We start from the raw sequence: 13,764 nt of genomic DNA on the forward strand, positions 1-13,764 counted from the left end.
TCACCCCTGCTTGAACTCGACGCCCTTGTTCCCCGCGGGATGATTCCAGTCGGTGTCCGCGACGACCGCGCACGTCCCGCACTCGACGCAGGGCTGCGTGTCGAGACTGACGACCCGCTCCTCGCTCCCGTTCGTCTTCACGGTCTCCGAGCGATAGCAGCCACCGCCGAAGTCCTGCGCGCTCACCGGACACGCCGACACCGCAGCGCCGCTGGCCGCGTAGGACTCGTCGAGCAGTTCGATGTGCGGGTCGCCGACGTCGTACGTGAGGTCGCCGATGCGGTCGTCGAGCGCCGGCGGCTCGATGGTGTTCTCGCCGGTGACGCGGTCGCCGAGCGTCTCCCCGATGACCGTCGGGAGCGTCACGTACGGCGTCTTCGTGTCCGGCATCAACATCGACATGAACGGCGACGAGTACGCGCGCTCGACGACGCCGAGCGAATCCGCGACCTTCAGCCCGACCTTCCCGACCGGCGACTGGAGCAGTGAATCCGTGATGTCCGTGACGGCGTCGCGCTCGCCGAGCGCGGCCGCGACCTCGTAGCGCTTCGGGCGGAGCTTCCCCATCACGCCCTCGGTCTTGAGCTTGCGCTCGTAGAGTTCGCCCGCGGTCGGCTCGGACTTCCGGCTCTTGCGAGCACGGGACTCCACGAACGCCTCCGCGGCGAGCGCGCCCGCGGTGACGGCGTGGTTCATCCCCTTGATGATGGGGCCCTGCGCCTGCATCTGCCCGGCCGCGTCACCGACGAGCACGAGTCGCCCGCGATGGGGCGAGGTGTGCGCGACCTTCTTCGAGTCCGGCACGAGCTTCGCCGAGTACTCGAGCTCGTCGTACTCGCCGTCGAAGTACTCGTCGAGCATCGGGTGCGTCAGGAGCGCGTCCAGCAACTCGTGCGGTTCCGCCTCCTCGGCGACGAGACTGTCGAGGTGGAAGACGGTGCCGACCGAGAGCGTGCTCTCGTTCGTGTACACGAACCCACCGCCGCGGACGCCCTCGAAGAGGTCGCCCGAGAACAGGTGCGCCGCACCCTCGTCCTCGCCGATACCGAACCGGTCCTCGACCGCGCCCTCGGGGAGGTCGACGACCGCCTTCACGCCCTGGAACCACTCCTCGGGCTCCTCCCAGTCCATCAGATTCGCCTCGCGCGCCAGCTCGCTGTTCACGCCGTCCGCCGCGACGACGAGGTCCGCCTCGATGGGGTCGAGCTCCTCGCACGTCACGCCCTTCACCTCGCCGTCCTCCTGGATGAGGCCGTCCACGTGCACGCCCGTGACCACGCCACCGCCGGTCTCCCGAGTCCGCTCGTGCACGCGCCGCTCGAGCCACGAATCCATCTTCCGACGCAGGACCGCGTCCGACCACTCCGTGTCGTGGTCGTGGAGGTCCGTGATGTCGTAGCTCTTGACCTTGTCCCCGGCGACGTTGTGGATGTGGTACTCCGTGATCGGTCGCTCGCTCGCGTACTCACGGAATCCCGGGTAGAGGTCGTCGATCGTGTACGGCGCCGACTCCTCCGCGTAGATGAGCCCGCCGGAGACGTTCTTCGACCCGGCTTCGACCCCGCGTTCGAGGACGAGCGTCTCGACGCCGTTGTCGGCCAGTACCGCCGCCGCCGCGGCGCCGCCGGGACCGCACCCGACGACGACCGCCTCGTAGTGTTCTCTGTCGTCAGTCATTGTAGTCAGTCGTCTCCGGCCGCTATCTCCTCAAGTCGTAACTCGCCCGATTCGACCGCTTCGGTCAACCGCGGGAGGACCTCGAAGAGGTCGCCCTGAACGTAGTAGTCCGAGAAGTCCCGGATGTCCGCGTCCGGCTCCGTGTTTATCGAGATGATGACGTCGGACTCGTCCATCCCGACCTTGTGCTGGATGGCGCCGCTGATGCCCGCAGCGATGTAGACGTCGGGTTCGACCACCTGGCCGCTCTCACCGATCTGGCGGTCCTCGCCGATGTACTGCTCGACGTGCCCGTCGAAACTGTACGAGGACGTGATGACGCCCCGCGAGAGCCCGAGTTCCGCGTCCTCGAACGCGTCACGCAGTTCGAGGCCGAGTTCGATGCCCTTCGTCGGGTCGTCGCCGATGCCGCGACCGAGCGCGACGACGACGTCGTACCCGGTCAGGTCGATGCCTTCCTCGAGCGTGTCGAAGTCCTGGACGTCCACGCGGAACCACTCGTCGGGCGCCTCCAGGTCGCTGTGCACGACCTCGCCCTCGCGCTCCGCGTCGGCCTCGGGTATCTCGAAGCTCCCGGGGATGACGCTCCCGCCCTGCGGGTGGAAGTCCCGATGCGGTTTGTCCAGACAGAGGATCGTCGAGTACTCGAACCCGGAGAAGTCCGGGCGCTTCATGTGGAGGACGCGCTCGAACTGGCGCTTGCCCTCCCCACCCGTCTTCGCGGGGTTCGAGATGACGGTGTCCTCGATGTACAGCCCCGAGCAGTCGCTCGCGAGCCCGGAATCCAGTTCCGCCTGCACCTGCGCGGACAGGTCCCGGCCGTTGTTCGTCGCCGGGAACAGCACGTACCGCGGTTCGTCGTAGTCGTGCCAGTCGCGCTCCTCGCGGTCTTCGCGGCCGAACTCGTGGCCGTCGCCGCGCGCCACGTCGCAGAACACCTCCGAGTACGCCTTGTGCTGGAAGCGCGCCATGCGTTCGTCCTCGTGAACGACCACGAGGTCCGCGCCGTACTCGATACAGGTCTCGGCGTGCCCCTCGACGTCGTCACCCATGAGGACCGCGACGACGCGCTCCTCCTCGTCGTACTGGTCGTTGTAGTCGTCCATCAGCTGGCGAGCCTTCCCGAGCATCTCCAGGCTCACGTCGACGAGGTCGCCCTGCTGGGTCTCGCAGTACACCCACATGTCGCGGTACTCGCCGTCGTCGATACCGTGGACGTACTGCTTGTCCGCCGTCGGATGGTCGAGTTCGGGGTACTTCTCCTCCGGCGGCACGTACTCCTCCTCCTCGCCGTCGTCGTCGCTCGACTCCAACTGGTCGAGACGCGACTGGATGCGGTCCTTCGCCGTCGACCGGTCCTCGCCCGCTTCCTCGCGTTCGAGCATCCCGCGGAGCGCGTCCGCGTCGTCGACGTCGCGCACGAGGTTCGCCATCTCCGCGACCGTGTACTCGCCGGGGTCGAGCGCCTCGTAGTCGATTGCGTCCTCGTCCTCGTCGTGGAGCTTGTCGATGCGGCTCTGGACGAGCGTCTTCACCGCGTCCCGGTTCTTCCCCTCCTTCTCGCGTTCGAGGACCTCCTCCAGGTCGTCGGCGTCCTCGACGTCCTTCACCTTCGGGCCGAGTTCGCTGATGTCGAAGTCGTTCGGGTCGAATACAGCCATGGTCAGTCACCTCCCGCGTACGGCGCGAGTTCCTCGACGACCTGCTCCATTCCCTGAGAGTCAGTGGGGTCGACGTCCGTCGCCTCCCGCTCGCTCGGCGCCTTCGGGATGGGGTCGACGCCGCCGACGATCGTCGGCGACCCGTCCAGCCCGATGTAGTCCGGGTCGAGATTCAGGTCCTCGTGGTCCCACACCGTCATCACGGACTCGTGGTCAGCCGCGCGCGCCTGCGTCTCCTCGCGGAGGTCCTTGTGCTTCAGGCGGTGCTCGGCGCGCCGGTACGTCGGCTCGAACTCCGGGTCCGTGACGACGAACGCCGGCAGCTCGGCCTCGACGGTCTCGATCTCCTCGACGTCGCCCTGCACGAGTCGCTTCGCGCGGACGACGCCCTCGTCCTCGTCGACGTCCAGCGAGATCACGTGCGTGAGGATCGGCCAGTCCATACACCACGCCGCCTGCGGGCCGGTGTGGCCGGTCTCCCCGTCAGCGGTCTTGAACCCCGCGAACACGAGGTCCGGTTGTTCCTCTAACTTCTGGATGCCGGTCGCGACCGTGATCGCGGTCGCCCACGTGTCAGCCGCCGCCATCTCGCGGTCCGAGAGGAGGACGCAGTCGTCGCCGTAGACGTCTTCCATCCCCTCCCGGAGGACGTCGCCGTACCCCGGCGGCCCCATGCTCATGAGTGTCACGTCGCCGCCGTGGCGGACCTTCGTCTGGAGCGCCGCGCGCGCGGCGTGCTTGTCGTTCGGGTTCATCACCGTGGGGGTCTCCCCGCGCTCGAGGTGGCCGTCCTCGTCGAACGACACCACCCCCTCGCGGAAGTCGGGGACCCCTTTCGTCAGTACGACTGAATACATGCTATCTATCACCGAGGGTGTGTTCGACTAGCAAGGCGGAGGGAGGGATTATCACTGTGTCGGTGATTATCACGTGACGCGACCGTTCCGTCGGCTACGAGAGGACACGGCTCGAAGCCGCGTCCGCTTCAGGCCCGCAGAACGTACAGCGTCCGCTTCACGACGTCAGTAGACGCACCGTTGCGACGACCGACCGGTGGTCGTGCACGCCGTCGAACCGATCGGAGAGGGCGGCAGGATAGCGTCCGTCAGCTCCGACCGGCGCGCCCGGGGTCGACGTCGATGGCGTCGACGGGGCAGACGTCGACGCAGAGCATGCAGTCGATGCACTGGCTCTCGTTCGCCGGGTCCGCCTTGATCTCGCTCTCGGGGTGATCGGGCGTGTCAACCCACTCGAAGACGTCCACCGGACAGTCCTCGACGCACGCGCCGTCGGCGATACAGATGTCGAAGTCCACGGCGACGTGCGTCCCGTGGATTCCGAGTTCCTCGGGTTCGTCCACCGGCCCCCACACGTCGTGACCGTCGTGCTGCTCCACGACGTCGCGATTCTGCTCGAAGTTCGGGTCTATGGCCATTGGTACCCTACACCACTCAGCCCTAGTACTTAAAACTTCGACCAGGAACATCCCGTGACCGCAAGCAAGCGCGGCGGCCGAATCAGTTCGGGTGGCGAATGTCGGCGGACCGTTCGTACACGTCCCTTCGCGTCCACCACCCTGAACCTCACGGTTCCACCGCCACGCACACCGTCGGCGGCGCGGACTGACACGCGAACCCCACGGACTGACACGCGAACCCCACGGACTGACACGCGAACCCCACGGACTGACACGCGAACCCCACGGACTAACACGCGAACCCCAGACCCACTGCCGAATCCGGAACGACCGTCCGCCGAGACAAGCCTTTACGGCCGTCGCACCTACGTTCGGGTATGAGCGAGACAGCGACGTTCGGCGGCGGTTGCTTCTGGTGCGTCGAGGCCGCGATGAAGGAACTCGAAGGCGTCCACGAGGTCACGTCCGGGTACGCGGGCGGGCACGTAGAGAATCCATCGTACCGCGCGGTGTGCTCGGGCGATACCGGACACGCCGAGGTCGTTCGCGTCGAGTTCGACCCCGACACCATCGCGTACGAGGACCTCCTGCGCGTCTTCTTCACCATCCACGACCCCACCCAGTTGAACAAACAGGGCCCGGACGTCGGCACCCAGTACCGCTCCATCGTCCTCTACGAGACCGACGAGCAGCGCGAACTGACCCAGACGTTCATCCAGGGGCTCGCGGACGAGGACGTCTACGACGACGACATCGTCACCGAGGTCGAGCCACTGGAGACGTTCTACGAGGCCGAAGCGAAGCACCAGGACTACTACGAGAAGAACCCGAACGACCGGTACTGCACGTTCCACGCCGACCCGAAGATCAAGAAGGTCCGCGAACAGTTCCGCGACCAGGTCAAAGCGGACTAACAACGCGGCCGCGTCGAACCGGCTGCTGTGGGCCAGCCGCTGGCAAGCGGTCACGGCGGCGAGCGTTTCTCTCAACCCGAGAACCACTCTCTCTTTATATGGGGACGGGTATCGTCTCTCTACTCGTTGAACTAATATGGCATCCATCCCCACCACCAAACAATCCGCGAACAAGTTCGAGAGCACCATCGGCGGCATCACCGTCAACGGTCAAGCCCACTCCCTGAGCGCGTGGTTCGTCCTCGCACTCCGACTCATGTTCGGCTACGCGTTCCTCAGCGCCGGCCTCAGCAAGGTCCTCGAGGGCGCCTGGACCGCACAAGGCTACCTCGCGTTCGGCGCCGCAGCGAACGGCAACCCCCTCGCGGGGATGTACGCGTGGATGGCTGACACCACCTGGTTCCTCGCGTTCATCGACATCGCCGTCCCGTTCGGCCAGATCGCGATCGGCCTCGGCCTCATCGTCGGCCTCCTCGTCCGCCTCGCGGCGTTCTTCGGGGCCTTCATGATGACGATGTTCTACTTCGGGAACTGGGCCGTCGAACACGGCTTCGTCAACAGCGACATGGCGTACGTCCTCGTGTTCCTCGCCATCGCCGCGTTCGGCGCCGGCCGCATCATCGGCCTCGACCGCTACGTCGAGACCTACGAGTTCGCGGACGGCCAGACGCTCCTCGAGAAGTACCCGCGTCTCGACTACATCCTCGGCTAAGTCGCCGAGTCTTCGTTCGGCTCTTTCGGCCCGTTTTCAGCTCGCTTCACTGACCGTCCTCGAGCGGCCGCTCTTTCACTCCGAATACAGCGAGTACGTGATGATAGCGAACCCGATGGCCGTCAACGCCGACTCGATGACGAGCGCGGTATTGCGCTCGAATCCGGTCGGGAACTGGTCGAACACGCCCGCGAGCAGCGACCCGAGCGTGATGACGCCGAACCCGAGCGCGAGATAACCGAGTGCTCGCGCGTCCGTCCGCCGGTACGCGCGATACGAGAGGTACGAGATGAGGCCTCCGAGAGCCAGCGTGATTGCTTTCAGTGCGACGACCAGAGCCGGTGTGTGACTGCTCATGTTTCCTTACGTACCTCGTTCCAGAGTTGTGCGAGTTGCTCGTCCGCCGACTGCGCGGGCCGCGAGATATCGACAGCGAACTCGCGGTCCTCGGTCAACCCGATCTCGACCGCCTCGAACGCGAGCACGTACTTCGTCGTATGGTGGCCGTCTGACCGGATCTCCGTGCGTTCGTCGAGAATCGACGCCTCCGTCAGGAGGTCGAGTTTGCGGTACGTCGTCGACAACGGGATGTCGGTCGCGTCCGACACCTCGTTCGCCGTCATCGCCCCCGACATCGCCTGGACTATCTTCCGACAGTTCGGGTCGTCGAGCGCGTCCAGGACCGCCTGCAGGTCCGGCTCGGCGTCGTCAACGAACGGGTCCCGCACCATCTGTTTCGGCCTCCTCGGGGAGTCCTCAAAAACCTGCCGACGTCCCGCCCCGAACGCGTCGGCCGAATTCACCACCTCGCGACGCCGGTTCCACGACCTTCCCGGGGTCGAATCCGAACGGGTTCGGGTCGGCACCCCGCCCGTTCCAATCTCGTGAGAACGGTTTTTCGGCGTCGAGAATCAGCGAAGCCGGGTTCAAGTAGGGGTCGATAGGTGTAGGTGTACAATGACGGAACGTATCGGCGCTCCCGGCACTGGCGTATCGCGACGCGAATTCGTAGCGGCGACCGGTGGCATGGGCGCGGTCGGCCTCGCAGGGTGCACGACCGCGTTCGAAACTGACCAGACGACGACCACGACGAACGACGTCGGCGCGACGACCGCGGACCTCCCGGAGACCAGTCCGCCAGAGGTCGTGAACGTCGACGAACAGGGCGGGGCCGTGACCATGAAGTCCCAGCCCGCCGTTCACAAGCCCCACCCCGGCGACGCCATGGGTGGCCCCGTCGAATTGCCGCGGGTGTGGGCGTTCTCCGCCGACGACGGCGACCCGAGCGTCCCCGGCCCCATCCTCCGCACTACCGAAGGCGAGGACATGGCTGTGACGCTCGACAACACGGACGGAAAGCGCCCGCACACGCTGCACTTCCACGGCGTCTCCAAGAAGTGGGAGGACGACGGCGTCCCGACGACCACGGGCATCCGCGTCGACCCCGGCGAGAAGCACACGTACACGATTCCCGCGAACGTCCCCGGCACGCACATCTATCACTGCCACTACCAGACCCAGCGGCACATCGAGATGGGGATGTGGGGGATCTTCCGCGTCGACCCGAAGGGCTACGAACCCGCTGACAAGGAGTACTTCCTCGGGTTCAAGGAGTGGGATTCGCGGCTCTCCCGCCAGATGGCGGGCGAAGACGTCCAGTACGACCCACGGAACCGTAGACCCGACGTGTTCACCGTGAACGGGAAGTGCGCACCGCGCACGCTCCACCCCGAGGACGGAAGTCCGATAATCGTCGAACAGGGCGACACCGTCCGCCTCCACCTGGCCAACGGCGGTTACATGAGTCACCCGATGCACATCCACAACCATCGGTTCACGCGCGTGGAGAAGGACGGCGGGACGATTCCGGAAGCGGCCCGACACGAGATGGACATCACGAACATCGCGCCCGCTGAACGCCACACCATCGAGTTCGAGGCCGACGCCGACCCCGGCATCTACCTGATGCACTGTCACAAGGTCAACCACGTGATGAACGGGAACTTCTACCCCGGCGGGATGCTCGGCGGCCTCGTCTACAAGGAGGCGATGGGGACGGACATCTTCAAGCAACTGATGGAGTACGCCGGCTACGACGGCTGAACGCGCGTCGTCCGCGACGCTCCACGCACACCTTCGAATCACGGAACGGGACGCCCACCACGGACCAAAGAAACGGACCAGAACTCAACTGATGACCGACGAATTCACTGGCCGCGCAGCGCGGTACGACAGACGCACCGTCATGAAAGCAGGGCTTGCAGCGGCCTCGACAGCTGCCGTCGGCGCCGCCCCGGCTGCCGCGAGCGGCGGATCCGCGAGTGCGAGCGCGGACGCCTCGCTCGAGGATTGGCTGAAGAACGTCGGGAACTTCGACGGTATCGTCGACGAACGCGGGAAGTCGACGGTCACCGTCGAGGTCGGTGCGAAGGGGAACAACGGCTCGTACGCGTTCGGACCGGCCGTCGTCCGCGTCGACCCGGGGACGACCGTCGTCTTCGAGTGGACCGGGAAGGGCGGGTCGCACAACGTCGTCGCGGAGGACGGCAGCTACGAGTCCAAGATGCAGGGCAACGACGGTGATACGTTCGAGCAGACATTCGAGGAAGCCGGCGCCAGTCGGTACTACTGTGGGCCGCACAAGCCGATGGGGATGAAGGGCGCCGTCGTCGTCGGTGACGTCGAGGTCGCGGTTCCGTCCACGGGCGGCGCTGCGAGCGACGCCGAGAACGGTTCCGGTGCTGGGGACGACAGCATCGACTACGACGGGTGGTTCGAGAACGTCGCGAACTTCGACGGGACGGTCGACCGTACCGGCGAGAGCGAGGTCACGATAACGGTCGGTGCGGAGGGGAACAACGGTGCGTACGCGTTCGGGCCCGCGGCAGTCCAGGTCGACCCCGGAACGACGGTGACCTGGGAGTGGACCGGCGCCGGCGGGTCGCACAACGTCGTCGCGGAGGACGGCAGCTACGAGTCCAAGATGCAGGGCAGCGAGGGCACTACGTTCGAGCGGACGTTCGACGCCGCTGGCATCTCGAAGTACTACTGTGGGCCACACAAACCGATGGGGATGAAAGGCGCTGTCGTCGTCGGCTCCCCGAACGCCGCCGGGGGACAGGAGAGCGACGGTGCTACAGACGGCGGTGACGACCTCTGGCTGTACGGTCTCGTCGCTGGGTTAGTAGGCGCACTCCTCTCCCCGCTCCTCTTCGGTGCGTTCCTGCACGCGAAAGACGACGTCACGGAGACGTCCGAACCACCCCGGGGCCACAGGTCGCACTGACGTCCAAGACTACTGACCGCACTGACGTATGAGCTCTTCGAGGGACCGTATGAGTCCGTCGTGGGACCGTATGAGTCCGTCGAGGGACCGTATGAGTCCGTCGGGGAACCTGTGAAATCGTCTGATGAATCGCGATCGCGCGCGGTTCGCGGGCCGTGGTTCCGGAGCGGTCGAACCACCGGCGGACGTCGAAGTAGTTGCTAGCTACTCGATTATTTCGATTCCCGGTCATTCGAACGACGGTGAAAGAGGACCACCTGCTGGTCGGTTCCTCGCCGACCGCGTCTCGCGTTCTTCGACGGTCCGAGCTAACCGTACAACGCGAGCTCGCTCCGCTGTACAGCACGAGCGAGGTCGTTCAATGTGGGCTCGTATACCGTGTCCGAGAGAGCACAGATGGCGATTCCGTGACAACTGTCCTGGATTCCTCCTCAGTCGTCGGTATCCAGCCAGTATGAGGTACTTACTCACGTAGGTAGAGCAACAATCGAGGGACATGGCCGACCAATCGTTCGTGAAGCAGTGGGAGCCGCTCTCCCGTCCAGCCATCCCGTTCGTCGTCGCGTTCGTCGTCCTGGCGATCCGCTACCTCGCCGGTGCAATCACTGGCAGCCCCGCGCACGGCGTCACCATCGTCGGAATCGTCGCTGGGACCGTGGGCGCAGTCATCGCATCGGGCTTCTTCAAGCACCAGTACCCCGATGGAGTGTCACCGACCGAACGGTTGGTCGCTCGCTACGTCGGCGGTGTCTGGAACGACGCTCGCGGGAACGTCAGTTACGCGGTTGCGCTCGTCGCCGGCGCGCTCGCTGGCGGCGTCTTCCCGACGCTCTTCCACGGCGTCTTGGGACTCGAGAGTCAGTACATCACGCATCTGTACTACGCCCACCTGACCGCTGTTCTCTGGGGAATTGGACTCTTCTTCGTCACGTACGAAGTCTACGAAGCCCTGGGGGCGTTCCCGAGAGAAGACGCGGCATCGATCGGTGTGTTCGCCAAGCGAGTCGCGGTCTTCACCGTCGCGTTCGCGGTCATCGTCGGCTTCTCCCAGTTGCTCTGGCTCCCCTTACTGGGGTACTGAGGCACTGCCTGCTCGATTGTTTCCTGTCGCTGTCGAGTCGCGCTTCGACCATCACCTGTCGAGTTCCCATCCAACCACCACCCCCCACCGCGTCCGCTGTTCCACGTTGGCTGGCGGTGTAGGAACAACGGACATCGTGGGGTGTCGGCTGGGATCGCACAGCGATAACTGCGGACGTCGTGGTGTTATTGCGGATATCGTGGTGTTATTCGATCGTTGGTGCAACCGGTCGTGCCGGATGGATCGCGTTCGCGTCCGGCGGAAGCTCCGGCCGCGACGGAAGGTTCCGCCTGCATCAGCGAGAAGGAGAGCGGATTCTGGAGCGTAGAACGATATCGAGCAGCGCTGAGAGGACGGTTCTGCCGTTCACTCGCCAACGCCCGTTCGTAGCGGGTCACCGTTCGTCCGACCCCGAGGTCGACCGGGTGACGACAGCTGACGTCCACCTGGAGTCACATCGCGGGCGACTGGATTGTCGACGAACGACTTCTGACACACCCACCCCACCATGTCCGCAGTTCTCGGTGAGTGGAGTGGGGGTGGGGTGCTGACGTTGCGTTCGTACAGGACGACAGCAACGAAACAGGACGGGGACGTGAAAACAGAAAGACACTTCCTGCCGTTAGCTGCTAGCTCTCTTACCATAACTTCTTATCATAAAACTGGATTTGGAGAGGCTACGGACCAATAGCCTAGCAGGGGTAATAAACTTTACCGTCATTCAGAGTTCCTCTATGACCCCTCCCCCCACCTCTCCCACCGACAACAGCGGACACAGTGGGGGGAGTGTGTTCGCGGGGCTGACTTAAAGAAACGAGAACAGCGGAAACCGCGGACACTCCGGACACGGTGGTTTTATGGTATCCCCTCACATCCTTCCGTGTAAGATGGCGCTGTTCGAGCGAGACACGAACATCTACACCGACCGGGATGCGCTCCGGGAGGACTACCAGCCCGAGGAACTGGTCGGACGGAGCGACGAACTCGACACGTATCAGGCAGCCCTCCAACCCGTCATCAACGGAGAACAACCTGACAACATCTTCCTCTACGGGAAGACCGGCGTCGGGAAGACCGCCGCGTCCCGATACCTCCTCGCGCACCTCCGAGAGGACGCCGCCCAGTTCGACGACATCGACCTCACCGTCGCGATGCTGAACTGCGACGGCCTCACCTCGTCGTACCAGGTCGCAACTCGACTCGTCAACGAGTTCCGCGACGAGACGAACCAGATCTCGACGACCGGGTATCCGCGAGCGTCCGTCTACGAGATGCTGTGGAGCGAGTTCGAAGAAGCCGCCGGCACCATCCTCGTGGTCCTGGACGAGGTCGACCACCTCGAGGACGACTCCATCCTCTACCAGCTCCCGAGAGCGAGAGCGAACGGGAACCTGGAGACCGCGAAGATCGGTATCATCGGTATCTCGAACGACTTCTCGTTCCGCGACGACCTGTCACCGAAGGTCCGCTCGTCGCTGTGCGAACAGGAGATCCACTTCCCGGCGTACGACGCGAACGACCTCAGACAGATCCTCTCGCAGCGCGCGAACGTCGCGTTCCACGACGACGTCCTCGCGGACGAGGTCATCCCGCTCTGTGCAGCTTATGGTGCGAAGGACGCCGGGGACGCTCGCCAGAGCCTCGACCTCCTGATGAGCGCGGGCGACATGGCGCGCGAAGCAGGGACGGAGACCGTCACCGCGGATCACGTGGAGGCTGGACGGGACGAACTGGAACGCGGCCGCATCCAGGAGGGTATCGGTGGCCTCACCGAGCACGGGCATCTCGTCCTGTACGCGCTCGTCACGCTCGACCTCGAGGGCGATACGCCGGTGCGGTCGAGAGACGTCCGCCCGCGGTACACGCGGTTCGCCGAGCTGGCGAACCGCGATCCGCTCGTTCCACGCCGGATGCGCGATCACCTGAGCGAGCTCGCGATGCTCGGCATCATCAGCGTCACGGAGCGGAACGAGGGGCGTCGCGGCGGGACGTACCGCGAGTACGCGCTCGACCTCGACCCCGCACTCGTCCTCTCGGCGCTCGAGGAGACCGTCGAATCGGTCGGTATCCACGACTCAGTGATGGACTTCGTCGACATCGACCCGCGCGAGGTCGTGACCGACGGCGAGAACGCGACGCTCACCGAGTACTGAACGGGCTCTCGAGAGAACCGCGGTGTTCTGGATGCGAGGGCGTCACCGGAGGATGCGAGGGCGTCACCGGATGGTGTTCGGCGGGCGACGATACGTGTCGTCGAGGTCGGCGCCGCCGAGTGCGGTGTAGAGGTCGACGAGGTCGGCGACGTCGCTCCGACAGTAGTCTTCGAGAAGGCGAGTGAGTTCCCTGTGGACGCTGGTCGCTTCGATGCCGGCGGTGACGTTGTCGACGTAGCGTTCACCTATGACTCGACCGATGTGTTTCCCCTGCATGGCGTTGCCGTCGATCTCGTCGAGGTACGTGTCGGGGAACTCGTAGTCGTCGTACCAGACGCTGTCGTTGTCGATGCCTGCGAGGTCGTATGCTTTCCAGTCGGGGAGGATGTGTTGGTCGTCCCAGAGTTCGTCGGCGTACTCGTCGGCGGCGGCGAGTGCGACGTCGACGTGATTCTCGAAGAGGCGCTCGGTTCGGGCGTGTATCTCGTTGTCGGAGGTCGCGTCGAGGTCTGCGGCCCAGTTGAGGAGGTGCTTGGCGTCGAACCACGCACCGTTGTACGTGAGGACTCGGTCGACGGTTCGCTGTTCGCAGTAGTCGAACAGTCGTTCGAAGAGGTCGGTCGTGTGGGTGTCAGCCCAGTCGCCGCGGCGGAACAGGACTGCGGTCTCCGGGGTGTCGTCGAGGTCGTCGACGTACGCGAGTGCGACGGCGAACCATTCGAAGTACCGCGTCTCGTTCGCGTTCTCGGGTGGTTCTTCGAACGGGCTCGCGGTCTCGATGTCAAGTACCAGTGTTCCCATTGGCGGTTCAGTCCTACGCTGTCGTTCGGTTCGGGCGTAGATGTGACTTTGCATCCGGTCCG

Annotated in this window: 13 protein-coding genes; 6 read left to right on the forward strand and 7 right to left on the reverse strand. The window is 65.0% G+C overall.

The features are described from left to right. The 4 genes from ACZ48X_RS01445 to ACZ48X_RS01460 all read right to left on the reverse strand — a co-directional run bounded on the left by ACZ48X_RS01445 (position 1) and on the right by ACZ48X_RS01460 (position 4,773). The gene (locus ACZ48X_RS01445; RefSeq protein ID WP_336351353.1) at positions 1–1,677 is read right to left on the reverse strand and encodes an FAD-dependent monooxygenase; all 1,677 of its coding nucleotides are present in this window, start codon (positions 1,675–1,677) and stop codon (positions 1–3) included. Between the two features lie 5 nt (positions 1,678–1,682). After that, entirely contained in the window at positions 1,683–3,338 is a 1,656-nt protein-coding gene (locus ACZ48X_RS01450) for an electron transfer flavoprotein subunit alpha/FixB family protein (protein WP_336351352.1), read from the reverse strand. 2 nt (positions 3,339–3,340) lie between these two features. Further along, the gene (locus ACZ48X_RS01455; protein ID WP_336351351.1) at positions 3,341–4,195 is read right to left on the reverse strand and encodes an electron transfer flavoprotein subunit beta/FixA family protein; all 855 of its coding nucleotides are present in this window, start codon (positions 4,193–4,195) and stop codon (positions 3,341–3,343) included. A gap of 248 nt (positions 4,196–4,443) precedes the next feature. Continuing rightward, entirely contained in the window at positions 4,444–4,773 is a 330-nt protein-coding gene (locus ACZ48X_RS01460) for a 4Fe-4S dicluster domain-containing protein (RefSeq protein ID WP_166042126.1), read from the reverse strand. A 359-nt stretch (positions 4,774–5,132) separates the two neighbouring features. On the opposite strand from ACZ48X_RS01460, the gene msrA reads away from it, so the two are divergent. Next, on the forward strand, positions 5,133–5,669 hold the full coding sequence (gene msrA, locus ACZ48X_RS01465; RefSeq protein ID WP_336351350.1) for a peptide-methionine (S)-S-oxide reductase MsrA: 537 nt from the start codon (positions 5,133–5,135) through the stop codon (positions 5,667–5,669). Positions 5,670–5,805: 136 nt separating this feature from the next. Beyond that, a complete protein-coding gene (locus tag ACZ48X_RS01470; RefSeq protein ID WP_336351349.1) occupies positions 5,806–6,381 on the forward strand; it encodes a DoxX family protein in 576 nt (191 codons plus the stop codon). Positions 6,382–6,456: 75 nt separating this feature from the next. Here ACZ48X_RS01470 and ACZ48X_RS01475 read toward each other — a convergent pair whose 3' ends face one another. Then, a complete protein-coding gene (locus ACZ48X_RS01475; RefSeq protein ID WP_336351348.1) occupies positions 6,457–6,738 on the reverse strand; it encodes a DUF7521 family protein in 282 nt (93 codons plus the stop codon). Further along, positions 6,735–7,112, reverse strand: a complete 378-nt coding sequence (locus tag ACZ48X_RS01480) for a helix-turn-helix domain-containing protein (protein WP_336351347.1) — start codon at positions 7,110–7,112, stop codon at positions 6,735–6,737. Before ACZ48X_RS01480 ends, ACZ48X_RS01475 begins: the two co-directional genes overlap by 4 nt. A 226-nt stretch (positions 7,113–7,338) precedes the next feature. On the opposite strand from ACZ48X_RS01480, the gene ACZ48X_RS01485 reads away from it, so the two are divergent. The 4 genes from ACZ48X_RS01485 (at position 7,339) to ACZ48X_RS01500 (ending at position 12,901) form a co-directional block, all read left to right on the forward strand. Continuing rightward, complete coding sequence (locus ACZ48X_RS01485) at positions 7,339–8,484, forward strand: multicopper oxidase domain-containing protein (protein ID WP_336351346.1); 1,146 nt, start codon at positions 7,339–7,341, stop codon at positions 8,482–8,484. A gap of 91 nt (positions 8,485–8,575) precedes the next feature. Beyond that, the gene (locus tag ACZ48X_RS01490) at positions 8,576–9,667 is read left to right on the forward strand and encodes a halocyanin domain-containing protein (protein WP_336351345.1); all 1,092 of its coding nucleotides are present in this window, start codon (positions 8,576–8,578) and stop codon (positions 9,665–9,667) included. Positions 9,668–10,163: 496 nt separating this feature from the next. Next, entirely contained in the window at positions 10,164–10,748 is a 585-nt protein-coding gene (locus tag ACZ48X_RS01495; protein ID WP_336351344.1) for a hypothetical protein, read from the forward strand. Between the two features lie 887 nt (positions 10,749–11,635). Continuing rightward, positions 11,636–12,901, forward strand: a complete 1,266-nt coding sequence (locus ACZ48X_RS01500) for a Cdc6/Cdc18 family protein (protein ID WP_336351343.1) — start codon at positions 11,636–11,638, stop codon at positions 12,899–12,901. A gap of 63 nt (positions 12,902–12,964) precedes the next feature. On the opposite strand, the gene ACZ48X_RS01505 is transcribed toward ACZ48X_RS01500, so the two are convergent. Then, entirely contained in the window at positions 12,965–13,702 is a 738-nt protein-coding gene (locus tag ACZ48X_RS01505) for a hypothetical protein (RefSeq protein WP_336351342.1), read from the reverse strand. Between the last annotated feature and the right edge of the window lie 62 nt (positions 13,703–13,764).

The sequence above is a fragment of the Halorubellus litoreus genome, from assembly GCF_055378595.1.

Excerpts from the sequence above, each read along its gene's own strand:
- ACZ48X_RS01485 (WP_336351346.1), top strand. The coding sequence starts at position 7,339 with ATGACGGAACGTATCGGCGCTCCCGGCACTGGCGTATCGCGACGCGAA.
- ACZ48X_RS01505 (WP_336351342.1), bottom strand. The coding sequence starts at position 13,702 with ATGGGAACACTGGTACTTGACATCGAGACCGCGAGCCCGTTCGAAGAA.
- ACZ48X_RS01495 (WP_336351344.1), top strand. The coding sequence starts at position 10,164 with ATGGCCGACCAATCGTTCGTGAAGCAGTGGGAGCCGCTCTCCCGTCCA.
- msrA (WP_336351350.1), top strand. The coding sequence starts at position 5,133 with ATGAGCGAGACAGCGACGTTCGGCGGCGGTTGCTTCTGGTGCGTCGAG.
- ACZ48X_RS01490 (WP_336351345.1), top strand. The coding sequence starts at position 8,576 with ATGACCGACGAATTCACTGGCCGCGCAGCGCGGTACGACAGACGCACC.
- ACZ48X_RS01470 (WP_336351349.1), top strand. The coding sequence starts at position 5,806 with ATGGCATCCATCCCCACCACCAAACAATCCGCGAACAAGTTCGAGAGC.
- ACZ48X_RS01460 (WP_166042126.1), bottom strand. The coding sequence starts at position 4,773 with ATGGCCATAGACCCGAACTTCGAGCAGAATCGCGACGTCGTGGAGCAG.
- ACZ48X_RS01480 (WP_336351347.1), bottom strand. The coding sequence starts at position 7,112 with ATGGTGCGGGACCCGTTCGTTGACGACGCCGAGCCGGACCTGCAGGCG.
- ACZ48X_RS01450 (WP_336351352.1), bottom strand. The coding sequence starts at position 3,338 with ATGGCTGTATTCGACCCGAACGACTTCGACATCAGCGAACTCGGCCCG.
- ACZ48X_RS01445 (WP_336351353.1), bottom strand. The coding sequence starts at position 1,677 with ATGACTGACGACAGAGAACACTACGAGGCGGTCGTCGTCGGGTGCGGT.
- ACZ48X_RS01475 (WP_336351348.1), bottom strand. The coding sequence starts at position 6,738 with ATGAGCAGTCACACACCGGCTCTGGTCGTCGCACTGAAAGCAATCACG.
- ACZ48X_RS01455 (WP_336351351.1), bottom strand. The coding sequence starts at position 4,195 with ATGTATTCAGTCGTACTGACGAAAGGGGTCCCCGACTTCCGCGAGGGG.
- ACZ48X_RS01500 (WP_336351343.1), top strand. The coding sequence starts at position 11,636 with ATGGCGCTGTTCGAGCGAGACACGAACATCTACACCGACCGGGATGCG.